The sequence below is a fragment of the Pseudomonas fluorescens genome, assembly GCF_902497625.1.
GTDB lineage: Bacteria > Pseudomonadota > Gammaproteobacteria > Pseudomonadales > Pseudomonadaceae > Aquipseudomonas > Aquipseudomonas fluorescens_BQ.
The window spans coordinates 44,169-68,013 of sequence record NZ_CABVGX010000033.1 but is presented as its reverse complement, the minus strand read 5'-3'; the positions used below and the strand labels follow the sequence as shown (position 1 = coordinate 68,013).

The following is a 23,845-nucleotide window of genomic DNA, read 5'->3' as shown; positions in this document are numbered from 1 at the left end:
CGCCAGCGCCGGCAGCAACACCAAGGCGCCGACCATGTTCCAGACGAACATGAACGCGAGCAGCACGCCCATGTCGGCCTGGAATTTGATGGGTGAGAAAATCCAGGTCGCAACGCCGATGGCCAGCGTTATGCCGGTCAGCATCACCACCTTGCCGGTGGACACCAGTGCCCGGTAATACGCTTCGGAAAGGCTGGCGCCCTGGCGCAAGTGGCCGAGCAGAATGCTCATCACGTACAACGCATAGTCGACGCCAATGCCCACGCCCAGCGCGATCACCGGCAAGGTGGCGACTTTCACGCCAATGTTCAGCCAGACCATCAGCGCTTCGCAGAGGATCGAGGTCACCATCAACGGGATCACGGCGCAGAGAGTCGCGCGCCATGAACGGAAGGTGATCAGGCACAGGATAATCACCGCGCCGTAGACCCAGAACAGCATTTCGCGGTTGGCCTGCTTGACCACGATATTGGTCGCCGCCTCGATCCCGGCATTGCCGGCCGCGAGCAGGAACTGCACCTCATCGGTGTCATTGGCGGCGGCAAACGCTTCAACATGCTCGACCAGTCGGGTCAGCGTTTCGGCTTTATGATCGGTGAGGTAAGCGTACAGCGTCAGCAGGCTGCAATCTTCGTTGTACAAGCCCCGCGGCGCACTGGCGGTGATCATGTTGAGCATCGCCTGATTATTCTGCAGCTCGTACCATTTCGGGCTGCCCTCACTCAGGCCGACCAGCATGCGTCGGTTGAGCAGCGCCAGTGAGTTGGTCGAATCCACCCCCTTCAACGCGCGCAACTGCCAGTCCAGGGCGTCGACCTTGGCCAGAATGTCGTAGCGCGCGCATTGCCCGGCCGGGGTTTTCACCATGACCGCAAACAGGTCGCTACTGGCGCCGTAATGTCGGGTCAGATAGGCGTCGTCCTGGTTGTAGCGAGAGTCCGCACGAAGCTCCGGCGCGCCCGCGTCGAGATCGCCTATCTTCAATTGCAGGCTGACCATGAACCCGATCGCTGCCATGGCGAGGCTGACGACGATGCACAGGCTGGCCCAGCGACGTTGGGTGAACAGATCGAGAAAACGCCAGAAGCCATGACGACGCTGGCCGGCCCCTTCGCGGTGTTCGCTCTTGAGGCTCAACTGCGCCGCTTTCGGCGTAACGCCCACATAGGAGAGCAGCACCGGCAGCAAAATCAGATTGGTGAAAATCAGCACCGCGACGCCGATACTGGCAATCACGGCCAGATCCTGAATGACCTGGATCTCGATCAGCATCAGCACGGCGAACCCGACGGCGTCGCACAACAAGGCGGTCAACCCGGCCAGAAACAAGCGCCTGAAGGTGAAGCGCGCGGCTACGACCCGGTGCATGCCCCGGCCGATGTCCTGCATGATGCCGTTCATTTTCTGCGCGCCGTGGCTCATGCCAATGGCGAACACCAGAAACGGCACCAGCACCGAATACGGGTCCAGCTGGTAGTCAAGCAGCGGCAACAAACCCAGTTGCCAAACCACCGCCACCAGCGAACAGAAGACCACCAGCAAGGTGCTGCGCAGGCAGCGCGTGTACCAGAACAACACGGCGGTGGTGATCAGAATCGCGACGGCGAAAAACAGCAGAATCTGCTTCAGGCCGGCAATCAGGTCACCGACCTTTTTCGCGAACCCGGTGATGCGGATCTCGACCTTGTCATTCTGGTAAGTGCTGCGCAGCGACTCCAGCTGCTCGGACAACGTCGAATAATTCAGCGGCTGGCCGTCGGCCGTGGTGGCCAGCAACGGGACGTAAATGATGCTGGATGTCTGGTCCAGCGCGACCAGCTGACCGAGCTCGTTAGACCGTTGGACGTTGCCGCGCAACGCTTGCAGATTTGCCGCGGTGCCGCTGTAGTCGTCGGGAATCACCGGGCCGCCGTCGAGGCCCTCTTCGGTCACGGCGACCCAGCGAGTGGCAGGTGTCCACAGGGACTTCATGTAAGCGCGATCGACACCGGGTAACAGGTAGAGCTGGTCGCTCAATGCCTGCAGGGTTTTCAGGTACTCGGCGTCGTAGATATCGCCCTGCCGGTTGGCCACCACAATGCGCAAGGCATTGCCCAGCCCGGTGAGTTGTTTCTGGTGTTCAAGGTAATTGGCGATGTAGGGCTGTTGGGTCGGGATCATCTTTTCGAAGCTGGCGTTCAGCTCGATCCGTGTCGCTTGATAGCCCAGCACCAGGGTGGTCAGCACGCATACCAGCAAGACCCAGATGCGGTGATTGAACAGCGTGCGTTCCACCACCGAGCCCGAGCGTGGGTCGAAACCCGCGAGGCTGGCCGTGGCGTTGTCGAATGACTTCATAACCTCACTCCGAAGCAATTGCGGTGGGCGGCGATACGCGCTTCACACCTGTGAACCCGGCCATGACCAGGCTTCCATCGGCGGCCTCGATCACACTGGCAACGGGCATGCCCAACGGTTTGCCGTAGGGCTTGAGCAGCGCGCCGGGTTGCTGGTCGGTGCGAAACAGCGCGCCGCCCTGGTTGACCAGAAGCAGCTGCCCGTCATCGGTACGAATCGCATCGCTGAAGGAAATCGGCAGCGGCACCGGCGCGGGCTGGAAGCTGTCGCCAAAATCGCGGGAGACGAACGCGTTGCCTTTCAGGCCGGCGATCAGCACGGTGCTGTCCGCCGCGATTTGCAGGGTGAAAAAACTGCCGGGATAGGGGCTGTCGAGTGCCTGGAAGGTCTGGCCGTCGTCCTCGGATCTCGCCAGGTAGCCCTGCTCCCCGGCGACAAACCAGCGCTGCCCCTGGTGCCCGATGGAATACAGATGGGCACCCACCGGATTGTCAATCTGGCCCATCAACGACTGCCAACTGCGCCCGCCGTCGCGCGTTGCGAATGCCAGGCCGTAGGCACCGACGATCAAGCCGCGCTGGTTATCGACAAACTCCAGCGCAAGAAAAGGTTTATCCGCGCCCTCGCCCACCATCCGATCAGCCGTTTGCACCCGTGCGGCGGCAGCGTCCGGGTCTGCGGCAGCGGGCAACTGATCGCGCGCAGCCTGCAATTCGAGTTGCGCTGCGCGCCTGCCGTCCAGTTGCAGCGTCCAGTGTTCGCCGCCGTCTTGCGACGCCAGCACCACGCCGGCATGGCCCACCGCCCAACCCTGGCTGGCGTCGACAAACTGCACCGCCGTCAGGCTGACCGACACCGGTACCTCGGCCTGCCGCCAGCTCGTGCCATTGTCGTCGGAAAGCAGGATCACGCCCCGCTCCCCTACTGCAATCAAGCGCGTGCCCGCCCGCGCCAGATCCAGCAGTACTGCGTGTTGCGCTTGCGGTGCACGCATGGCCGGAGTATCAAGGGTATCGCCCACGGCGGCGGCCTGCGCCAGGCTTGTCGGCCCGACCCAGGACAACGCGAACAGGCACACCAGCCTGGATAAAGTGTTCATATGCGACCTCGAAAAACCTCTGATACCAGGTCACGCCTTGTGCAGGGTGACCCGATCCGATTCAGCGAACCCCGGCACCCGCCATTGCCGCCGGGGAAAATTCGGAGGCCTTGTAACGATCCGCTACGCCGTACTGCTCAGGCAGGCCGGTGTATACGTTCTGGATAAACCAGGCGCCCGAGGTCAGGTCGTAGAAACCCGACGACAACTGCGCTTGTGCCGGCAGATCCGGCAAAATCGCCGGCAGCGACCAGAGCGTCTTGGCCAACTGACCGTTGGCGTCCCAGCGATCGCCCAGCATCGCTTGCCAGGTGTCTTCATCGAGGTAGTAACGGCCCTTGGGTAACTGATGACGCTTGCCTGCTGCCAGGTTTGCCTCCACCACCCACACCCGGTGCAATTCCCAGCGCATGTAGTCGGGATTCATGTGATGGGCGAGAAACAGGTCCTCGGGTTTGGCAGCGGTTTGCGCTTTGTTGGTGTTATAGGGGATGTACATCTCCTGCTTGCCGATCAGCTTCCAGTCAAAACGGTCGATTCGCCCCTGGAACACGCTCAGTTCATCGAACGACATGACCCCGGCAGTCGCCGGGGTCGGCGTATCGCAGCAAGCGTTGGGCAACTTGCGAACGCGGCGCTGGCCGGTCAGGTAGACGTGGGCCTGAGACTTGTCGCCGTTGATGTTGGTGCGGCCCATGATCTGCTCGCCGGCGCGCAACGGCGGCCCGACGTTGAGCAAACGGAACAGCCAGTAGTCGCCAGCGAACGATTCGGGCGTGCCCTCCTGGTAGTAATAAGGCATTTCCTGGATGGCCTGGCCGTCGGTCGTCATCACCTGTTTGCCATCGGCAGTCATCAGATAGTGCCGAAAGTGCATGGCCACTGAGGTGCCACGCCAGTTGAGGATGTGGTTCCACATGGCTTCGGCGCCATTGCGCGGAATCGGAAACGGAATGCCACCGTATGCGCCCTCCGGCACCGGGCCGGCGCTGCTCTCGACCAGTTTGGCGCGGGTGGCGTTTTTCTGAATGTTGTCGTAGACCCACTGCGGCGCTGCGGCCGAGCGGCGAGTCGGGTACACATCGATGCGATAGGTGTCCGGGAAACGTTTGAACATTTCCTTGGTGCCGTCGGTGAGTTTGCCGGCGTACTGCGCAAGATTTTTCGAGGTGATACTGAACAGCGGTTTATCGGCAGCAAACGGATCGCTGCGTTTGCCACCCGGTTTGTAGGACGGGTCAACCTTGGTGTAACCGCCGTCCCAGGCCGGGATGCTGCCGTCGGCGTTGCCGGCGCGTTCGGCACCGACCGGCGTCAGGCTAGTGGATAATTTCGCCGCTTCTTCTGCCGTGGCGGCCGCCGCCCATTGGCTGCAGAAGGTCAAGGTGCCGAGCAGCGCGAAGCAGAGTGCCTTGAGCTTGAGGGGTGAACGATTGTTGTTATGGGTCATGCGCAAGTCCTCTTAAAACGTGGTCTTGACGGAAAAGGCCAGGTAATCCCGATCCTTCAGCGATTGCTTGTAATTGAACTGGCTGAGCGCATTGAGGTTGGTGTCCTCGGCGCCGTAGTAATGCGTGTAGGTCAGGCCGGCGGTGACGCGGTCGAGGTAGGTGGCAGTGATGCCGATGTTGATGTCGCCGCCGTTATCCGGGCCGAAAGAGCTGACAACCGCCGACTTGCCGAGGGGGAAGTAGCTCAAGCCCACCGGAATGCTGATATCAACCCCGGTAAAGAACTGGCGGTAGGTCGGGGTGTAAACCATCTTGAAACCCAGCCCGTCATCCGTGGCATTCGGGTCGAGTGCGTTACGGTTTTTAGTGACGTTCAGCAGACGGTTCCAGGCGATCTCACCGACAAATCCCGACTCTCTGGCGAGAAAGTTCGGCCCGAACGAAGCAATCACGTTGAGGTTGACGTGCGCCGTGCGGCCAACCGCGTAGAGCGCGTCGTCATCGTTGTCGGCGACCACGCCCGGCAACACGGTCTGGCCGTTGGACACCAGCGGCATGTTCCAGCGCATGGACGCTTCGCCCGCGAAGCTGAATTCGTCCATCGTGGTGGAGAAACTCGCGCCCAAGGCACGAATGTCTTCCGGGTAGACCCAGTAATATTCGCCGATCTGGCCGGTGCTGAAATTCGGTACACCGCCGGAAGGCTTGAGGTAAAGCTTCGGGGTCTTGTCGTGGTACTGGATGGCGTAAAGACCGTATTCAACAGTTTCGGCGCTGTATTTCAATTGCAGGCCACCCTGCCCGGAGCTGCGCGCTTCCTTGTCATTGCCGTGGAAAAACGCCGCCGGACTGCCGGGGTTTCCGCCCAGAAACGGCGGAAACGGTGCGCCAACGATCAGGCGTTCGTTGCCTTCGCCAATGGTGTCACTGGTGGAGAAATAACTGCCGGCACCTGGCAGGCGCGTCTCTTCCCATTCGAGCTGGTAGTACGCGCCCAGAGACACGTCGTCAGTCAGCTGGAAAGTCCCGGACAGCTGATTGACCGGCCGGGTGATTTCCTTGAACTGGGTATTGGGCACTGATTGCGCTTTCACCACGTCGACCGGCCCCATCCCGCCCGCAATGCCATTGGCGCCGAAGAACAGGCTCTCGCCCCAGATCAAACCGTGGCGACCGGCGCGCACGGAGGTGGCGCGTTCGCCGAGCGCACCGTTCCAGTAGACAAACGCGTCGAGTATTTCAGCGTCCCCGCCATGCAGGTGGCGAGTGTCATCAGTGAACTCGTCGTAGGCCACCGAACGGGCGTTGGCTCGGCTGGGGACATTGTTATCGTTGTCCTTCTGGTACTCAGTGTCGTACCAACCTGCACCACTCAATCGAGCACCAAAGTCCTGAAAGGACATGTCCAGCTCGGACAGAATGTCCGTGCGGTTGGAGATCAGGCCTTTCTTGAACGCGCGGTCGCCGTCGTCCTGATTGAGGGCCACCTGCCCCTCGGTCAGCTTGCTGCCGGGATTCTGTGTTCGCCACGCCGCGCTGTACTTCACGGTATTGTCCCAGCGCAGCTTGAAATCGGGGTTGCCGGTGTCAATCTGGAAGGCATGAGCCGAGTGGCTGCACAGCACCAGTAATGCGGCCAGACTGAAACCAAAGGGTGCAGACGAGCTGACCGGGCGGCGCGTGAGCGTCGCAGTCGTGATATTGACCATCGCGTTAACCTCTTGTTTTTATTGTGCTAACAGCTGTGGGTGAGCTGCACGGTCAGATCGGCTCGGCCGTCCGCGCGAGCATCTGCTTGACCAGCCCGATACGATCGAAGTCGCGGTCGTGCTGCATCTCTTTGTCGCCGGCCAACACCGAGCTTTCGCTGATGTATTTGCAGCGTTCGAATCGACGGTTCATGAAGCGCTGGAGTTGTTGCTCGACGCCTGCGTCCCCGGTCAGTTCCTCACTGAGTACGATGGCATCTTCAATCGCCATGCCGGCGCCCTGGCCGAGGTGCGGCGTGGTGGCATGGGCGGCATCGCCGATCAACAACACCCGGCCGCGATACCACGGCTCATTGACGAACACCACTTCCATGGGCTTGTAAACGACCTGGCTGCTGTCGGTGATCTGCTCGCGGAGTTCCCCGATCAAACCTGTAAAACCCTCCAGGCGCTGACGCATCTGCTCAGCCAGGGTGGCGGGATCCATCCACGGATTGGACGGCTCGTGGGAAGTGAGGAACATGTACATCAAGTCGCCGGCCAATGGCACCAGCCCGGCATTGCCGGCGGCGCTCTGGTAGTTGGCGAGGTGATCAATCTGCGGATTGCGCGCGAAGTTGTAGCGCCACACGGCCTGCCCGGTGAAGCGCGGTGCGTAAGTGCTGCCAAACAACAGGTCGCGCACCTTGGAGTACAAGCCGTCGGCACCGATCACCAGGTCGTAATTGCCCACACTGCCGTCGGTAAATTGCACGTCGACGCTGTCGCCGTCGTCTTGCAGCGACTCAACGCTCAGCCCCAGACGCACCTTGGCGCCCAGTTCAAGGGCGGTTTCGCTGAGTACTTTATGCAGCGCCAGGCGCGAGATACCGACGTTGGCCGGGTATTCCGGGCCTGCCAGGCGCTGGCCTGGAATCCGCGCCAGTAACTGTCCGGCCGGTCCGTAAATGGCGACATCTTCGAACGCAAAAGCTGCGCCGAGATAACCGTCGAGCACACCCAGCCTCGCCATCTCGCGCACCACGTTGCTCTGCTGGATGATCCCGACGCCGTATACCGTCCACTCGGATTTGAGTTCGATCAAATCCACTTGAATACCTTTGCGGCGCAGGGCGATGGCCGCACACAAACCGCCAATCCCACCGCCCACAATCAGAACGTTGTTCACTGCACTCATGGCATTCTCTCTTCTTATTCTTGTGATTCGATGCAGCGTCGGGCACTGCGTCGTTGGGTCCAGCTTCCCGGCAAATCAGGGATTGACTAATCGCGAGTAAGGATGCGATGTATCGCCGTACGCGATACCTCGATCTGCGTTCGCGAGGTGTCCTGGCCTGGCATTTTCAACACCAGCCAGCCTTCTTCCACACACCAGGGCAGCGCTTCGAGTTTCTCCCCCAGACACGGGCCGTAGACGCATTCTCCGGTGTCTGGGCTGAACTGCGCGCCGTGGGCATAGCAGACGATCAACTGCCCGTCGGCCGATAGAAACCGGTCTTTGCGGTACTCCATCCGCACGTCCAGATGTGGGCAACTGTTGCGGTAAACCCGCACCCGGCCTTCAAACCGCAGGGCAAAGACACTGTCCTTGCCGCGCTGCAACGGATCGAATCCGCGTGCCTGCCCATCTGTCAGTTCCTCCACTCGACACAGCCGCACCTCGCCGTCGCTCATGGCTCAACCTTGCTTGGGCGGCGGACCGCCGGGGGCCCATTTTTCCTTGGAGTTGAACAGGAACAACTGCGAGTTATCCGCCGACAGCGGTGCGCGACGTGCCTCCCAGGCGTCATCGTGCTTGTCCATGTCCGCGTCGTACTCGATATGGCAACCCAGCGGGCTGTTGAAGTACCAGAACCAGTTGGAACCAAACAGATGACGTCCCGGGCCCCAGAAGCTGGTCCAGCCTTGTTGCTCGAAACGCGTGCCGGCCAACAGCACTTCGGTGCCGCTGCCCATGTGGAAGGTGAAGTGCTCGCAGCCCTTCATGTGCGGCGGGGTCTGGATCATGAACAGGCAGTGGTGATCATCCGAACCGGCCGGACGCATGAACGGCCCGGCGCCGATGAAGGTGTCGGTGGTTTTGAAGCCCAGGCGTTCGGCGTAAAAAGCTTCGGCCTTGGCCGCATCCGGAACGAAATACACCACGTGCGACAGCGTCCGCGGGCTCGCGCTCATGTCGAGGGTGATACCGGGCTGATTGAGCGGCCGCTGTGGCGCGTGGCCGGCGGCGTTGGTCAGGTCAGCCGGAGCGCTGTAGGCCCTGCGCACGCTGACTTGGAAGGCAATCGCAAAACCCATGTCGTCGACACTGTGCAGCACGCCGTCGGCGTCACGCGTAACTTGTCGATCCCGGGCGAGTTCGTCTTCGATCGCATCCAGATCGGCGCTGGCGGCAACGCCGTAAACGGTTTCCCGAATCGACGGTGCCGGGCCGATGGCGGCCGGCAGACCAGGATCGTCGGCGCGGCGGATGATCACCGCCGTGCCGTCGAGGGCTTCGAAACGGCCGCCGTCAGGACTCAGCCCATGGGGCGCGAGCCCGTAATCACGCAGGCAAGCCGTACAGGCCTGGATGTCATCGACGCCAAAGATAAGGGCGTCAAGGCCAATGATGTTCATGGCTACCACTCCGTTGAAATTATGATCCGGGAGCTGCAACCGAGCGCTGTAGTAGCGCATCAGCCAGGCATGGAACCCGGTGGTGGTGTCGGCCAGAGGTCGACTGCGCAGAAGGTTGAGGCCAGCGCGGGCAGTTGACTAATCGCGTGTCGGGATGCGACCTATCGCCGGACGCGATACCTGCGATGGGGATTGACGCGGCACTGTAATCGTCCGAATGTATCGCGAAAATAAATACAACAATGGACGTGCCCGATGCGTTTCAACCACCTGGATCTGAACCTGCTGGTCGCGCTCGATATCTTGCTCGAAGAGCAGAACATCACCCGCGCAGCCGAACGTCTGCACATGACGCAATCGGCTACCAGCGGGGTACTGGGCCGGCTGCGCACCTATTTCGAAGACGAATTGCTGGTGCAGGTCGGGCGCAAGATGCAGCCCACCAACTACGCATTGGAGCTGGCGAAACCGGTGCGCGAAGTGTTGCTGACGATTCAGTCATCAATTACCTCAAAACCGGTATTCGACCCTTCCTCCAGCAAACGCCACTTTCGGCTGGTGACGTCCGACTATCTGATCAGCGTACTGTTCGCCCAGGTGATTCAGAAGATTCATGAAGAAGCGCCGCACATCACCTTCGAGATGCTCGGCCCCAGCGACAATTCCGGTGAGTTGCTGGTGCGTGGCGAAGTCGACCTGATGATTGTGCCGGAGCGCTACACCCTCGAAGGTCACCCTTCGCTTTTACTGTTCGAGGAAGATCATGTTTGCGTGGTTTGGCAAGGCAACACGCAAGTGGGCGACAGCCTGACGCTTGAGCAGTACATGGAAATGGGCCATGTCTCGGTGGGCTTCGGGCGCAGTCGCCATATGAGCATCGAAGAATGGTTCATGGGCCAATACGGTTTCAATCGCCGCCTGGAGGTCATCACCAATGACTTCAACACACTGCCGCAGCTGATCGTCGGCACCCAGCGCATCGCCACCATGCACCAGCGTCTGGCACGCCTCTACGCCAAACATTTGCCGCTGCGCATCCTGCAACCGCCGGTGAAGATCCCGGTCATGCGCGAAGTGATGCTTTGGCACCGCAGCGTCGAAGGTGATCCGATGCACCGCTGGCTGCGCGAGCGCATCAGCGAATTCATCACGCACCTGGAACCGGCTCCTATCGCCGCTCGCGATACCTCCCATCCCGAGTCACGATTGGCCAAATAGTCGGGCCGTCCTTAACGTGCCTTGCAATCATCAAGGTAACCACAAGGACAACAATAATGTTCCGCTACTTCCCGACCAACTACGTGTGGAATCTGTCTGTCGACCTGGCCATTGAGATGGGCGCCCGCATGGGTGAGATCGAAGAGATGTGCGCGCCTTTGCAAGAGGCTGCCAAACAGCCCGACGCCGCCGGCAGCAAAGCCTTTCGTGATACCTGGGCAAAGATGGCCGACAAACTTTGCGGTCTTGCCGAGGAAGACGAAGGCAAAGGTCGGTTGTTGTCCGCCGGCGAAAAATACAACCGCGCCGCCACTTATTATCTGACGTGTGAACGCTTGCAGGCCCACGGCTCGCCAGGTCGCACAGAGCTGTACCAACGTTTTCTGTCGACTTTCACACGCGGTATAGAACTGTCGCAGGAGAATTGCGAACGGGTGGAAATCCCTTACGAGGGCAAACACATTTCCGGGTTGCTGGTACGCGCCGAGGGCATAGAGGGGCCGGCGCCGATTCTGGTGCAGGTCAATGGTCTGGACTCGACCAAGGAAATGAAATATCGCGTGGGCCTGCCTGCATGGCTAGCCAAACGTGGCGTGTCGTCTTTGATCATCGACCAGCCAGGAACGGGTGAAGCGTTGCGCCTGCATAACCTGATTGCACGTTATGACAGCGAGCATTGGGCCAGTCGCGTGGTCGACTGGCTGGAAACCCGCAGCGATGTGGACGCCAAACGTATCGGCCTGGAAGGCGTTTCCCTCGGCGGTTATTACTGTCCGCGCGCGGTTGCATTCGAGCCGCGCTTTGCCTGCGGCGTCGTCTGGGGTGCGAACCACGACTGGCGCGATGTGCAAAAGCGTCGCCTGGAAAAAGAAGGCAGCTTCCCGGTACCGCATTACTGGTCGCACGTCTGCTGGGTGTGGGGTGCCAAAGACATCGATGACTTCATGGCCATCGCCGAAAACGTGCATCTGGACGGCGTGCTGGAGCGGATCAGGGTGCCGTTCCTGGTCACCCATGGCGAAAAGGATTCGCAGATCCCGTTGAAGTGGGCGCATCGTACTTACGAACAACTGGTCAATAGCCCGAAAAGGGAACTGAAAGTATTCACTGAACGCGAAGGTGGCGTGCAGCATTCCAGCTTCGACAACAGCATCAACGCCGGTCAGTACATCGCTGACTGGGTCGCCGAAACGCTGGGTGGCCACACCGACTGATCCACTGGAAAACACGCACAAGAAAACGCTGGACAATCCTTCGATTGTCCGGCGTTTTGCATTAAAAAATTCGGCCGGGCGCACCTATTGATGCCATCGATAGACCGGCATCGATGCAATCTGCTGGTGGCGCCCTCGCCTGGTCTCTAGCCTCGCTTTGCCTGACAAACACAAAAGCGAAGACGCCATGACTGCCCTGCACCTGAAATGCCAGACCCTGTTCGACGGCACCGGACTTGAAACCTGCCAGCAACAGACATTGATCGTCGAAAACGGCCTGCTCAGCTACGTTGGACCTACCGCGCTGGCGCCCGTCCCCCGGCCGGGCGACACACAACTGGATGCCGGTGACAATTTCGTCATGCCGGGGCTGGTGGATGTGCACACGCATCTGGCTTTCGGCAACGCGCAAAGCGAAGAAGACATTGATCTGTGGACCAGCGATGAGTTTCGCGCCTTGCGCGGGATGTTCTTCGCCCAGCACGTGCTGGCCGCCGGAGTTACCAGCATGGTGTGCCCCGGTGACAGCGGCCAGCTCAGCATCGCCGTGCGTAACGCCGTCGCCGCGGGTTTGTTCGAAGGCCCGCGCATCGCGGCCAGCAGCCGTGTCATCACCAATCGACAGAGTTTGAACGACTGGTTCCCCAGCCGGGTCGGCGCCCCGGAATACTTCACCGCCCAGTTGGTCACCAGCCGCGGCGACGCCCTCGCGGAAATCCGCAAACAGGCCAAGGACGGTGTCGACCTGATCAAGATCGCCATGGACGGCACTCATCGTCGTCCGAATGGTGAAATCATTGCCGCCTTCACCGCCGACGAAACCCTGGAGATGGTCGAGGAAGCACACCGCCTGGGCTGCAAGGTGGCGACGCATGCCTACGGTCGCGAAGCGGTGATGTACGCGGCCCGCGCAGGCGTTGATCTGGTTTTCCATGCCTTTTACATGGACGACGCCTGCATTGAGGCGTTACTTGAGGCGGGCAGTATTCTCGCCCCGACCATGACCTTCCCGCAGAACACCGTGGATTTTTGCCAGCCCCATGACCCTGCGATCAGCACCGGCTATGCCGGTTATTGCGCGCGCACCCTTGAGGTCGGGTCCGCGGTGCTCAAACGCGCCAAGGCCGCCGGAGTGCCTTTCGCCTGTGGCAGCGACAGCGGTTTTGCAGTGACGCCCTATGGCGAGTGGCACGCCCGGGAACTGGAACTGCTGGTCACCCGTCTGGGCTTCGCGCCGGCCGAGGCCTTGTATGCCGCGACCGCTGTAGGCGCGCGCTGCATGCCGCGAGGTGAAACGCTTGGCTCACTGGAAGTGGGCAAGCTGGCGGACTTTCTCTTGCTCGACGGTTCACCGCTGGATGACATCCGCATCCTGCAGGATCGCTCGCGTCTGAAGGCCGTGTACAAGGCCGGCCAGCCGGTGCGCATGGATCGCAGCCCCTACAATCCCAAGCAGGTGTCCGATTTCAACACGTTGAAATGGACTGATCTTTACACCCGCGACCGTGTTGCCCAGCTGGGCAAGTGGGCTGTATGAGGACAGATGCCATGCCAATACTCGACCTGCTGACTGCCACGAACATCGCCAGCGCCGCCATCCGCTTCGCCCGGGAAAGCGGAATCAAACCGCTCGGCGTCGCCGTGCTGGATGCCGCCGGCCATCCACTGGCAGTCCTGCGTGATGAACGGGCAACCTTCCTTCGACCACAGATCGCCACCGGCAAGGCGCGCGGTTGTCTGGGCATGGGTTTCGGCGGGCGTGAGCTGGCGCGTCGTGCGCAGGCCATGCCGGCGTTTTTCGATGCGATCAACAGCTTGACCGCCGGCGAGGTGATTCCAGTGGCGGGTGGCGTGCTGATCCGCAGTGCCGAGGGACTGATTCTGGGTGCCATCGGCATCAGCGGCGACACCTCGGACAATGACGAACGCTGCGCCATGCAGGCTATCGAACAGGCAGGATTGATGGCCGACTGCGGCGATCAGCCCCCGGGCTGATCGAGCAACCTGGCCTGCTCCAGCAGCAGTCCGCGAAACCACCGCATGGCCGGGTCCTGCTCTTGATAGGGATGCCACTGCAGCACCTGAACGGCCTCGGGAAAAGGCAGCGGGGCCGGATGGATACGCAACGGATAACGCTGAGCGAAGCGCTGGGCCTGTCGATGAAACACGGTGGCGATGCGCGCCGTTTCGACAATGAACTCCGGCATCAGCACAAAGCTTTCAACGGCGACCGCCACCCGCCGCACCACGCCTGACTCGTGCAGGTGCGCAGCATCCATGGCCAGATTTTGCCCGTCAGCAAATTCCCTGACCACGTGCTCGGCGGCGCAGTAATCGGCGAGACTCAAACCCTCGGCGAACTGCGTTTGCTGCGCACAGACGATGCAACACAGGCGATCGCTCATCAGCGGCACGTGCGGATAGGCCGGATTCAAGCGGCGCTGAGGCACAATCACACAATCACTGCGCCGATGGTCGAGCGCCTCGCTGACGACATCCCCATCGCGCGTGACAGGCATGTCCCGCAGGCTCAAGCGTATACCCGGTGCGACACGCGCCAACGCACGGCTCAGCGCCGGAAACAGCACTCCGGCTACGTAATCGGAGGCCACCAGGGTGATCTGCCGATCGCAGCTGGCCGGATCAAAGCTCAGCGGTGCGTCAACCACTTCCCGGGTCAATGCCAGAGCCGCTCGCACTTTTGGCAGCAACTCCAGGCCCAGTGCCGTCGGCTCCAGACGCCGCCCCACCTGAACCAGCAACGGGTCGTTGAAATGTACCCGCAAACGGCCAAGGGCTGAGCTTGCCGCCGACTGGCCCAGGCACAGGCGATCAGCCGCCCTGCTGACGCTGCATTCGCTCAGCAGCGCATCCAGTGCGACCAACAGATTAAGGTCCAGACGTCGATACCGCATGCTGCTTCCGCTGAGGGTTGATGGCTGCGTGTTTGGATCAAATGACCTGCCAACCCTATCGGGTACGCCACCGTCGCGCCAATCGCGTGCGCCGTTGCGAGGTATCGTCAATCACGATATCAGGCTGACGGACGGGTCATGCCCACCACGGCCCGATCACGGCGGCATATCCATACTGAACAAACTGTCACAGTCGATTTTCATTCCTCACAGTCTTCAATGAGTCTGCAAGTGCGGGTAGCAGGCTATCAACGTATCTGCGCGCTCGGCCCCGCTTCATGTCGCGAGCTCACTCCCAGCCATGCGCCTCGTCGATGAAGTGCAGCACGGCACTGGATCGCTCGTCAATTCGCGAAATCAGCGATAGCTCGCTGACCATTTCCGGATGCGCCAAAGGCACAATCCGTATGCCCGGCATGGTCAACCGGGTCATTGTTTCAGGCACGATACTCACGCCGATACCCGCCGCCACCAGCCCCGGGATGCTCATCAGCGACGGCACATACATGATGTTTTCCGGATGCAGTTGATTTTGTCGACAGGCCTGCAGCGTATGCGAGGTCAACCCGATGCCGGCAGTGTCTTGAAGGAACACGAACTTCTCATGCCGCAGCATCGCCAGTTCCCCGGTAAAACCCTCAGCCAGGTCATGGTTGTCCGGCATCAGCAGAACGAGGTTGGAGTGACTGAAAGGGTGCGTGCGCAATCGGTCTGGAAGGTGATCCTTGAACACCCTGGCGAACGCCAGATCAAGCGTGTGATCGAGCAGCATGTCGAACTGCGCACGAATCCCCGCATCCACCAGCGAGACATTGACCTCGGGGAAGGTGCTGAAGTAATGCCGCAGCAGTTGCGGCAAATTGGCCTCGAACAAGGCCGAGTGGTACCCGATGTTGATCTCGCCGACCTCCCCCCGTCTGGCGCGTCGTGCCGCTGCACTGGCCAGTTCGCTGGAATCAATGGATTGCCGTGCATGGGGCAGAAACGCCCTGCCGGCAGCGGTCAATGCCACGCCCCGGTTCTCCCGCCTGAACAGTGCCAGGCCGAGTTCGGATTCCAGGGTGCGCATCAACTGACTCAATGCCGGCTGCGCAATCCCCAGTTGCTCGGCGGCCTTGCTGAAATGTTGCAGGTCGGCCGCGACGACGAACGCTTTCAGGTGACGCAATTCCATGATGCCTACTCATAAGGTTGTCTTATGCATTTGTGCAGATTTCGATAATTATTCTGCAAGCAGGATGCGCTAACGTCTACTCACTTCAACGCGTCCGGCCAATGTTTCGACCCGAGCGGGACCGCCTGAGTACCCATAACCATAAAAACAATGACGAGCACCTCTATGAGCACGACAAGCAACGAGACTCATGATCTGCGCATGCCTCGCAAAGCGGTGACTGCCGCAACCATCGGCACTGCCCTGGAATGGTTCGACTTCACCCTGTACGGCGCCATATCCGCGACCATACTGCCCAAGCTGTTTTTTCCAGCCATGGAGCCTACGGCCGGTCTCCTTGCTTCGTTGGCGACATTCGGTGTCGGCCTGGCTGCACGGCCATTGGGTGCGATCACTTGCGGCTACCTCGGTGACAAACTCGGGCGGCGCAATCTGATGCTTGCCACGGTGACCATGATGGGCCTGGCTTCGGTGCTGATGGGCCTCCTGCCCACTTACAGCCAGATCGGCGTCTGGGCGCCAATCCTCCTGGTAGTGCTGAGGATCATTCAGGGGTTTGCGCTGGGCGGTGAGTCCACCGGTGCACAACTCATGGCGCTGGAACATGCATCGCCCGATCGCCGCGGGCGCTATTCCGGCCTGCTGGGTTTGTGTTCACCGCTGAGTCAAATATTGGCCAACGCCGTGCTGATGGGGCTCGCTGCGACATTGACGAGCGATCAATTCGAAAGCTTCGGCTGGCGCATTCCCTTCGTCCTGAGCTTCATCCTGGTGATAGTGGCTATTTTCATCCGCCTGAAAGTCGATGAAACACCGGCCTTCGTCGCGCTGAAAAATGCGCCGGTCAAGCAGGAACAAAGCCCGCTGAAATCGGCGCTCGGCGGCCACTACAAAACCATCCTGCGGCTGATGCTGTTCTTTTGCTCGCCGGCCGCACTGTTCTACCTGATCGTGATCTTCTCCCTGAGCTACCTGACCAAAAATCTGGGCATGAGCCAGTCGATGGGCTTCATGTCCCTGATGGTGGCCAACGTCTGTGCGATTTTCGGTGCGCTGGCCGGCGGCTATTTGTCGGACCGTTGGGGTCGCAAAAAAGCCTTGATCCTTGGTTCCTGCATGACGTTGCTGATACTGATGGTCTACTTTCCGATCCTCAATACGCAAAACGTCACCGCGATCATGGCCATCATGGGGCTGTTCCTGGGGTTCACCCAGTTCCAGAGCGGCATCCAGCCAGTGGCTTTCGCCGAGGCGTTTCCGACCCAGGTGCGTTATTCCGGTTCGGCCCTGGCCTACACCGGCGCCAACCTGCTGGTCGGCGGCCCTATGCCGATGATTGCTGTCTGGCTGATGAGCCAGTCCGGCAATTCACCGTGGCCGCTGGTAACACTGTGCGCGGTGATCAACCTGATTTCGCTGGCCATGATCGTCATTGGCCCGGAAACCCGTGGCGTTGACCTCAACGCCGTCGCCGACCAAGCGCCCGCAGACAGCACCTCCACCGCCCTCTACTCCAAATAAAGCAGCAGGAACACCATGAACCGCACTGTCTTCATCCTCAACGGCCCCAACCTGAACCTGTTGGGCCGTCGTGAACCGCACATCTATGGCCACACCACGCTCGAGCAGATCCGCCAGAGCTGTGTGTCGCTGGCCGGGGAGCTCGGCCTGGTCTGTGATTTCCGACAGACCAATCACGAAGGCGTCATGGTCGACTGGATCCAGGAAGCCTTCGAACAAGGCGCCGCACTGATCATCAACCCGGCGGGTTTTTCCTTTCACTCGATTCCGGTGCTGGATGCGTTGAAGCTGATCGATGCGCCGCTGATCGAATTGCACCTGTCGAACATCCATGCCCGGGATGAACTTCATCGCCACTCGATCATGTCCGGCGTCGTTCAATCGGTGATCTGCGGCATGGGTGCCGACGGTTATCCTCTGGCGGTGAGGGCCATTGCTGCTCTCCTGAGCCGCCAACGGCCCGCCGACTGATACGCACCGGCCTTTTACTGATACGGCAGTCCCCGTGGCAAATCCTGCCCGGGCTGCCTGCGCCTGACATTCAGCTGCAGGCCTCACAAGTGCACTCACAAAAACAATAAAACACTGCGAGTAAACCATCATGGATCTCATTTTTTTTCACTGCACAGTGCCCGTCCGCCGCTCACTGGTCAGCCTGGCGTTGGCACTCGGCGCGGCACAGTCCGCCAATGTCCAGGCCGAGGAAAACAGCGGTTTTGTCGAGGGTGCCAGCGCCACGTTGAATCTGCGCAACGCTTACATCAACCGCAACTTCGTCAACCCGGCATACCCCAGCAGTGCCGCGCCACAGGGCAAGGCTGAAGAGTGGACGCAAAACTTTATCCTCGATGCCCGCTCCGGCTTCACCCAAGGAGTCGTGGGGTTCGGTGTCGATGTCCTGGGCCTTTATTCACTCAAGCTCGACGGTGGCAAAGGCACGGGCGGCACCCAGCTTTTACCTGTTCATGATGACGGACGCCCTGCTGATGATTTCGGACGGCTTGGCGTTGCGGCAAAAGCCAAGGTCTCGAAGACGGTGGTCAAGTTTGGCGAGTGGGTCAGCACACTGCCAATTCTGCGTTCTGATGATGGTCGCTCGTTGCCGCAGACATTTCGTGGCGCGCAGATCACCTCCCAGGAGATCAACGGATTGACGCTTTATGGCGGACAAATCAGGCAGAACAGCCCGCGCAATGATGCCAGCATGGAAGACCTGTCCATGAACGGCAAAGCCGCCTTCACTTCCGACCGGTTCAACTTCGGCGGTGGTGAATACACCTTCAACGACAAGCGCACCACCGTAGGCGTCTGGTACGACGAACTCAAGGATATCTATCAGCAGCAGTACATCAACCTGACGCACAGCCAGGCGCTGGGCGACTGGACACTGGGTGCCAATGTCGGTTTGTTCATTGGCAAGGAAGACGGTGCCGCCATTGCCGGCGACATGGACAACAAAACCGCATTCGGCCTGTTTTCGGCAAAATTGGGCGGCAACACGTTTTACCTGGGTTTGCATAAACTGACGGGCGACAGCGCCTGGATGCGAGTCAACGGTGCCAGTGGCGGGACGCTGGCGAACGACAGCTACAACTCAAGTTTCGATAATGCTCAAGAGCGCTCCTGGCAAGTTCGGCACGACTTCAATTTTGCAGCCGTCGGTGTACCCGGATTGACCCTGATGAACCGCTACATCAGCGGCGACAATGTGCACTCAGGTGCGTTCACCGATGGCAAGGAATGGGGCCGGGAATCAGAACTGGCCTACGTGATTCAGTCGGGCGCCTTGAAAAATCTCAGCGTCAAATGGCGCAACTCCAGTATCCGTAAAAACTTCAGCAGCAATGAGTTTGATGAGAACCGACTGTTCGTCAGCTATCCGATGTCGCTGCTCTGAGGCTGTCCAGTTGAACCCGCAGAGTAGCCTCAAGACTGTCGCCCATCTTTCATTCATGTTGTTTATGTGTTGAAGGTCAAGCGCAAGGCTGCTTTATTGATCTCGGACACCACCTGCAGCGTTGCGTCTTCGATCGTTGCTTCATTACGGCATAACAGCCAGCCGTGATCTGCAACCGCGCGCTCGAACGCCTCGGTGCAGACGGCCTGGTCTTCCAGCGTGTGGATCACGGTACTGCTCAGCCCACGCGGGCGTGCCGCTGCCCTCGCCCAGGAAATCTCAGGGGCGGTGACAACCCCGACGTGCAGGTCCGGCACTTGCACGTGTCGATCGACGTTTAATTGAAGAATCTCTGAAAACGGGATTAAACGGCGAAACGCTGCGTCAGAGGGGTACCAGCGATCGATCAGGATGATGCTGTCCGGTGGCTGTTTAGTCAGCACATGCTTGGAAATCCACGCACGACTGCAAGCGAAGCGCTCACACACAGCCCACTGCAGATCTCGCGTGGGGTTTCTGACGAACCGGTTAACCAGCGCCATTGTGTCCCCCCGGAAAGGATCACTTTTTTGCTCGGAGAGTCGGATCACCATTTTGTCAGCGGCCCTCAATACTTTCGTAACGGCCTCCAGCAGCGTGGTTTTGCCGGTGCCCTTGGGCCCATCCAGAGAAACGAAGAGAGGACGATTCATGGTTTCCACGGTGATAGCTGATTGCACTTACGCATGGCCGTCCTCACTGTGTTCCTGCTCCCTGATCAGAGACTGTGTGAGCTGCTCAATGTAATCCAGTACTTCAGCCTGAACTGAGTATTGGTACTGCTTGCGGCGATTATTGGACACCACGCCGTTGTTGCTCAGGCACATCATGACCAGATTTGCCAGGTCGCTACCGCGCACGTCATACACTTCATTGACTGCGCCGACCACCTTGTCGTAGTTCTCCAGAAAAACCGTCTCCTCACGGAGTTCGACTTCAAGTGCCCGCTGGGCCATTTCCAGGGTGAAACGGACTCCGGGCGTGGCATCCCAATAGCGATAAATGGCCGGATCGCCAATAAAGTCAAAAGCGTATTGCCCCTGATCGATCCAGCGCACATCCCAACACTCTCGCGCCGGGCGGGAGAACTGCTGCAGCGTTTCCAGGTACAGGCGCTCCTCGCGTTTCATCGCGACAGAGACAGGCAGCAGCAAGCCGTTTTCCAGTGCGCCGGCACGGCACAAGGTCTGGTGGATCAGAAAACGCGAAAGACGCCCGTTACCGTCCATGAAGGGATGGAGGAAGACAAAGCCGAACGAGATGACGCCTGCCGCGATCAAAGGATCGATACGCTCCGGGGCGTCATTGCCCAGCGCCATGAGCTGCTCCATCAGCTCACGGCACAGCGCTGGCTCGGGCGGGACATAGGTGACGCCCGCCGCGCCTTGCAGGCCGCTGGCTAAATGGTTCTGCTCATGACGAAACCCTGCGGCCATGTCAAAAGGGTTGGAAATGGTCGCATTCTGAAGGTGGACTAGATACTCCTCACTCAAGGGAATGCGTTCGTGCGCCTGACGAAGCAATTTGATGAACTTGCGCGCCTTGTCCTCCGTCGGTGACTCTCTCTCAATCGCAAATGAATCCTGGGTTTCATGCAGGTACGCCCACTGGATCGCGCGGTCCATCATTCCCGATGGGAGGTTTTGCATGAAGTCCTGCGCACGGCCCAGAATATCGTGCTCAATCAGCGCAACAATTTCGGGGGTGCGTTCAACGGTGGCGCAATAGGCGATCGTGCCTATGCCATTGAACTCCACCCGCCAGCGAGAATTACGCTCGCCGGCCATGGTCACGTACAGTTTCGGGTCGAACAGAGGAACAAACGCACCGCGCACTGGCGAGTGCTGGCGCAGTGCTTCACCTGTGAAGGCCTCACGCAGATAACAGGCTTTGCGGATGTAGATACCGTTGGGGGCGCGTTCCAGCTCTGCTTCCAGGTTCCCTGCCGGTATGCGGGGTAGCGCCTGGGCCAGAATGGCGAGGTTGATACCTTCATGCTTGAGCGCGAATAGCAGATGACCCAGCAGATCCTCGGCAGCGGGCACAATATTGGATGGCACCGCCAGGGTTTGTCCGATCCGCTTGATGCGGGTAACCGGCTGAACCCTCGCCGGGCGGGACAAAGGCAACGCTGAAAGCCGCAGCGATTCCAGCAGCCAGGCATAGCCAGCTGATTTCATGGCGCAAATCCTTAATGTTGTGCTGTTGCCGCGCGATTTTCTTCAGCGCGCCAGGAAAATCTTGATTCCCTACGATTATCCTGATTTTTTCTTGACTGGCTAGGATGGATTCTTGCCGAATTCACTTGAGGTTGGGGGACAGGTCTCGAACCGCGATTCATACCTTACGACCCTACCAGCCTGAACCCCCAAAGTATTGCCATGGCGACGGCCAATCTCAGCGCGGTGCCTGGTGCCATCCAGGCAACACGGGATGCGTTTTTCTTAAAGGCGGTCGGAGGCGTCGTAGGCAAACGGGTAGGTCGCGTTGTTTTCTTTACCAACGCAGTCAGGCGGATGGCCTGGTTGTATTCGTAGCGGATGCGCTGGCCCTTGGCGTCCTGGCGGCTGCTTGGCAGACCTCGGGCGGTACGTAGCAAGCGTGTGGTCTGGCCTTTGCCGTCGGTGTGCGTCAGGACCTGGCCGAGGGCGTTGTAGGTGAAGGACTCAGCGCTGCCGTCCGGGTGCTGGATGCGCAGCACTTCGCCGTCGGGTTTGCGTTCCAGGGTGGTGGTCTGGTTCAGGGCATCGGTGACGGCGACGAGGTTGCCTTTGGCGTCGTAGCGGGCTTTCCAGGTGCTGCCGTCTGGGTAATCAACCTGCGTGACCAGGGTGGTCAGGTGGTGGTGCTGGTATTTGATCTTGCGACCGAGCGGATCGGTTTCTTCGACCAGTCGAGCGTACTCGTCGTACTTGAGCTTGACGGTATTGCCATCGGGCAATGTGAGGCCGGTCATGTCGCCGGTGTCGTCAATCTCTATAACGTAGTGTTCGCCACCGAAGTCGCGGCTCGAGGTGACGCGGTTATCGCTGTTGTAATGAAGTTCAGCTTCGCGCCCGAGTACATCGGTGATCCACGTGGTGCGGGCAGCTATGTCGTAGCGAAAATGGAAGTGCTCGCCATCGCTGGTCCAGTGTTCCACCACGCGGGGCTGGTCGCCAATGGTTTCCCAGCGGTAGTTGCATGTGAGACCCAGGGCGTTGCTGTGGCTGGCCATGACGCCGTCGGTGTAGCTAAAGCGCCGGACCGAATCGCTGTTGCGATTGATCACCTCGATGAGTTGGCCATTGTCGTCATAACGATAGTGCACCAGGGTTTCGACGGCCTCATTGTTGACCACGCGTTTAACGGCGGTCAGGCGACCCAGCGGATTGTCGTAATGCAGATGCACCCGCACGCCGCCGGTGGCGCTGATGTCGATGAGCGTGCCTTCGACCGTATGGGTGAAATGCAGGAAATGGCCGAGAGCGTTTTCGATGCGTTGCAGCGGTACGGGGACGTTGTCGTCCGGTACTTCGCCGAAGTAGAAGAAGATGTTATCGAGGGTTTGCAGCAGGTAATGGCCACCCTAGGTGCACACCAGATAGACCTGTTCGTGAGGGTTGTAGACCCGCTCGCCGGGCTGCACGTCTACAAAAGGCACGGTGCGTCCCTGATTGTCAGTCAGGTAAACAAATCGGCCGCTGCGCCGCAGGCTCTGTTCCCAGGGCAGCACCCAACCCTTGCCGAGCACACTGTCGACGGTCAGGTCGCTGGCGTAAAAGCGTGACCATTCGATGGGCATCAGGCCCGGGAGGCTGAAGTCGGTTTCGTCAGGAATGACCTTGCGGCCAGTGGTAGCGTCGACCGGGTTGCCGACCAGACCACCTACTGCGCGCTCTATGGCCGGCCCGACAACATAACGACTGGCAACTTCACCGGCGACGAAACCGGCAGTGAATTTCAGCACGCAGGGCATGACCGCTTTCATGCCGGCCTGGGTCCCGGCCTTGATCAATTGGGCAATACCGCCCGCTGCACCGGCGACCGCCATCAGGATATCGACCGTGGTGCGCAGCCAGCCCGGAATCTCGTCGTCTACCGGCAGGTAACGGTGGGTGCCACCCCCAATGAATACGTTGTCAGAGCCACTGGAAATTGTGGCGCCGCAAGTGATCTTGTCACCCTTGCGAGCCGCCGCCGTGCTGTTGATGAAGACGTTAGTCGAGCCTTCGGCGACTTGCACCGGACCGGGATGTTTGTCGCAGGCGCCAATGCTCTTTTCGACATGGGCGGCTTTGCGACTATTGATGAAAACATTCGCCGAGGCGAGGACGATGGTCCCGGAGGGCGAGGAAAACATACTGCCTATCGCCTCCCCTGCAGGAGTCAACAGGCTACCTCCGACGCCTGCGGCCAGACCCGCTAACAGAGCCACACCAAACCCACAGGTGAACGTCGCGATAGCAACCGTAGCGATCAGCGCAATCTCGAGCGCGGCCCCGATCAGGAACCCGCCCAGAGCACTGGTGTGGGCGATTTCATCGCCAAACCTTGGACATCAGAAAACCTTTAATGCTCAAGGATTAGCCACAATATACGATGCTAACTTTTAGCGCATAATACATTTTTTAAGCAGGGGATTTTCATAATCACTATAATTTTCAGGCATT

Annotated in this window: 18 protein-coding genes and 1 pseudogene; 7 read left to right on the top strand and 12 right to left on the bottom strand. The window is 59.8% G+C overall.

The annotated features are described in order from the left end of the window. From F8N12_RS19370 to F8N12_RS19340, 7 genes are all read right to left on the bottom strand, one after another. Positions 1 to 2,337: efflux RND transporter permease subunit (locus F8N12_RS19370; RefSeq protein ID WP_150581918.1), on the bottom strand; the 2,337-nt coding region annotated here is incomplete at its 3' end. Between the two features lie 4 nt (positions 2,338 to 2,341). Then, on the bottom strand, positions 2,342 to 3,436 hold the full coding sequence (locus F8N12_RS19365) for a WD40/YVTN/BNR-like repeat-containing protein (RefSeq protein WP_150581917.1): 1,095 nt from the start codon (positions 3,434 to 3,436) through the stop codon (positions 2,342 to 2,344). Positions 3,437 to 3,497: 61 nt separating this feature from the next. Then, entirely contained in the window at positions 3,498 to 4,886 is a 1,389-nt protein-coding gene (locus tag F8N12_RS19360) for a DUF1329 domain-containing protein (RefSeq protein WP_150581916.1), read from the bottom strand. A gap of 12 nt (positions 4,887 to 4,898) precedes the next feature. Continuing rightward, positions 4,899 to 6,596 (bottom strand): DUF1302 domain-containing protein, encoded by a 1,698-nt coding sequence (locus F8N12_RS19355; protein ID WP_150581915.1) that lies wholly within the window; start codon positions 6,594 to 6,596, stop codon positions 4,899 to 4,901. A gap of 52 nt (positions 6,597 to 6,648) precedes the next feature. Beyond that, positions 6,649 to 7,773, bottom strand: coding sequence for an FAD-dependent oxidoreductase (locus F8N12_RS19350; RefSeq protein WP_150581914.1), 1,125 nt, complete (start codon positions 7,771 to 7,773; stop codon positions 6,649 to 6,651). An 86-nt stretch (positions 7,774 to 7,859) separates the two neighbouring features. After that, on the bottom strand, positions 7,860 to 8,270 hold the full coding sequence (locus tag F8N12_RS19345; RefSeq protein ID WP_150581913.1) for a Rieske (2Fe-2S) protein: 411 nt from the start codon (positions 8,268 to 8,270) through the stop codon (positions 7,860 to 7,862). A 3-nt stretch (positions 8,271 to 8,273) separates the two neighbouring features. After that, positions 8,274 to 9,215 (bottom strand): VOC family protein, encoded by a 942-nt coding sequence (locus tag F8N12_RS19340; protein ID WP_150581912.1) that lies wholly within the window; start codon positions 9,213 to 9,215, stop codon positions 8,274 to 8,276. 255 nt (positions 9,216 to 9,470) lie between these two features. On the opposite strand from F8N12_RS19340, the gene F8N12_RS19335 reads away from it, so the two are divergent. From F8N12_RS19335 to F8N12_RS19320, 4 genes are all read left to right on the top strand, one after another. Then, a complete protein-coding gene (locus tag F8N12_RS19335) occupies positions 9,471 to 10,433 on the top strand; it encodes a LysR family transcriptional regulator (RefSeq protein ID WP_150581911.1) in 963 nt (320 codons plus the stop codon). Between the two features lie 56 nt (positions 10,434 to 10,489). Continuing rightward, positions 10,490 to 11,647, top strand: coding sequence for an alpha/beta hydrolase family protein (locus F8N12_RS19330; RefSeq protein WP_150581910.1), 1,158 nt, complete (start codon positions 10,490 to 10,492; stop codon positions 11,645 to 11,647). 187 nt (positions 11,648 to 11,834) lie between these two features. Then, positions 11,835 to 13,184 (top strand): metal-dependent hydrolase family protein, encoded by a 1,350-nt coding sequence (locus F8N12_RS19325; protein ID WP_150581909.1) that lies wholly within the window; start codon positions 11,835 to 11,837, stop codon positions 13,182 to 13,184. An 11-nt stretch (positions 13,185 to 13,195) separates the two neighbouring features. Further along, positions 13,196 to 13,642, top strand: coding sequence for a GlcG/HbpS family heme-binding protein (locus F8N12_RS19320; protein WP_150581908.1), 447 nt, complete (start codon positions 13,196 to 13,198; stop codon positions 13,640 to 13,642). Here the strand turns inward: F8N12_RS19320 and F8N12_RS19315 are convergent. After that, entirely contained in the window at positions 13,627 to 14,562 is a 936-nt protein-coding gene (locus F8N12_RS19315) for a LysR family transcriptional regulator (protein ID WP_150581907.1), read from the bottom strand. The two genes, F8N12_RS19320 and F8N12_RS19315, sit on opposite strands and share 16 nt — an antisense overlap. A 289-nt stretch (positions 14,563 to 14,851) precedes the next feature. Next, positions 14,852 to 15,736, bottom strand: a complete 885-nt coding sequence (locus F8N12_RS19310; RefSeq protein WP_150581906.1) for a LysR family transcriptional regulator — start codon at positions 15,734 to 15,736, stop codon at positions 14,852 to 14,854. A gap of 165 nt (positions 15,737 to 15,901) precedes the next feature. Between F8N12_RS19310 and F8N12_RS19305 the strand changes: the two genes are divergently transcribed. The 3 genes from F8N12_RS19305 to F8N12_RS19295 all read left to right on the top strand — a co-directional run bounded on the left by F8N12_RS19305 (position 15,902) and on the right by F8N12_RS19295 (position 19,154). Next, positions 15,902 to 17,257 carry an MFS transporter gene (locus tag F8N12_RS19305; protein ID WP_150581905.1) on the top strand — a complete coding sequence of 452 codons (1,356 nt, stop codon included), beginning with the start codon at positions 15,902 to 15,904 and terminating at the stop codon, positions 17,255 to 17,257. Positions 17,258 to 17,272: 15 nt separating this feature from the next. Further along, a complete protein-coding gene (locus F8N12_RS19300) occupies positions 17,273 to 17,728 on the top strand; it encodes a type II 3-dehydroquinate dehydratase (protein ID WP_150581904.1) in 456 nt (151 codons plus the stop codon). A gap of 130 nt (positions 17,729 to 17,858) precedes the next feature. Continuing rightward, positions 17,859 to 19,154 carry an OprD family porin gene (locus tag F8N12_RS19295; RefSeq protein ID WP_150581903.1) on the top strand — a complete coding sequence of 432 codons (1,296 nt, stop codon included), beginning with the start codon at positions 17,859 to 17,861 and terminating at the stop codon, positions 19,152 to 19,154. Between the two features lie 62 nt (positions 19,155 to 19,216). Here F8N12_RS19295 and F8N12_RS19290 read toward each other — a convergent pair whose 3' ends face one another. The 3 genes and pseudogenes from F8N12_RS19290 to F8N12_RS19280 all read right to left on the bottom strand — a co-directional run. Then, positions 19,217 to 19,846 (bottom strand): dTMP kinase, encoded by a 630-nt coding sequence (locus F8N12_RS19290; RefSeq protein WP_150581921.1) that lies wholly within the window; start codon positions 19,844 to 19,846, stop codon positions 19,217 to 19,219. Positions 19,847 to 19,873: 27 nt separating this feature from the next. After that, positions 19,874 to 21,373, bottom strand: a complete 1,500-nt coding sequence (locus tag F8N12_RS19285) for a Fic family protein (protein ID WP_150581902.1) — start codon at positions 21,371 to 21,373, stop codon at positions 19,874 to 19,876. Between the two features lie 267 nt (positions 21,374 to 21,640). After that, positions 21,641 to 23,712, bottom strand: a pseudogene (locus F8N12_RS19280) (DUF6531 domain-containing protein); the annotation flags it as partial. Positions 23,713 to 23,845 lie beyond the last annotated feature (133 nt).

Bases quoted from the DNA above. Each gene is read 5' to 3' on its own strand.
- F8N12_RS19365 (WP_150581917.1), bottom strand. From the start codon at position 3,436: ATGAACACTTTATCCAGGCTGGTGTGCCTGTTCGCGTTGTCCTGGGTC.
- F8N12_RS19360 (WP_150581916.1), bottom strand. From the start codon at position 4,886: ATGACCCATAACAACAATCGTTCACCCCTCAAGCTCAAGGCACTCTGC.
- F8N12_RS19355 (WP_150581915.1), bottom strand. From the start codon at position 6,596: ATGGTCAATATCACGACTGCGACGCTCACGCGCCGCCCGGTCAGCTCG.
- F8N12_RS19350 (WP_150581914.1), bottom strand. From the start codon at position 7,773: ATGAGTGCAGTGAACAACGTTCTGATTGTGGGCGGTGGGATTGGCGGT.
- F8N12_RS19345 (WP_150581913.1), bottom strand. From the start codon at position 8,270: ATGAGCGACGGCGAGGTGCGGCTGTGTCGAGTGGAGGAACTGACAGAT.
- F8N12_RS19340 (WP_150581912.1), bottom strand. From the start codon at position 9,215: ATGAACATCATTGGCCTTGACGCCCTTATCTTTGGCGTCGATGACATC.
- F8N12_RS19335 (WP_150581911.1), top strand. From the start codon at position 9,471: ATGCGTTTCAACCACCTGGATCTGAACCTGCTGGTCGCGCTCGATATC.
- F8N12_RS19330 (WP_150581910.1), top strand. From the start codon at position 10,490: ATGTTCCGCTACTTCCCGACCAACTACGTGTGGAATCTGTCTGTCGAC.
- F8N12_RS19325 (WP_150581909.1), top strand. From the start codon at position 11,835: ATGACTGCCCTGCACCTGAAATGCCAGACCCTGTTCGACGGCACCGGA.
- F8N12_RS19320 (WP_150581908.1), top strand. From the start codon at position 13,196: ATGCCAATACTCGACCTGCTGACTGCCACGAACATCGCCAGCGCCGCC.
- F8N12_RS19315 (WP_150581907.1), bottom strand. From the start codon at position 14,562: ATGCGGTATCGACGTCTGGACCTTAATCTGTTGGTCGCACTGGATGCG.
- F8N12_RS19310 (WP_150581906.1), bottom strand. From the start codon at position 15,736: ATGGAATTGCGTCACCTGAAAGCGTTCGTCGTCGCGGCCGACCTGCAA.
- F8N12_RS19305 (WP_150581905.1), top strand. From the start codon at position 15,902: ATGAGCACGACAAGCAACGAGACTCATGATCTGCGCATGCCTCGCAAA.
- F8N12_RS19300 (WP_150581904.1), top strand. From the start codon at position 17,273: ATGAACCGCACTGTCTTCATCCTCAACGGCCCCAACCTGAACCTGTTG.
- F8N12_RS19295 (WP_150581903.1), top strand. From the start codon at position 17,859: ATGGATCTCATTTTTTTTCACTGCACAGTGCCCGTCCGCCGCTCACTG.
- F8N12_RS19290 (WP_150581921.1), bottom strand. From the start codon at position 19,846: ATGAATCGTCCTCTCTTCGTTTCTCTGGATGGGCCCAAGGGCACCGGC.
- F8N12_RS19285 (WP_150581902.1), bottom strand. From the start codon at position 21,373: ATGAAATCAGCTGGCTATGCCTGGCTGCTGGAATCGCTGCGGCTTTCA.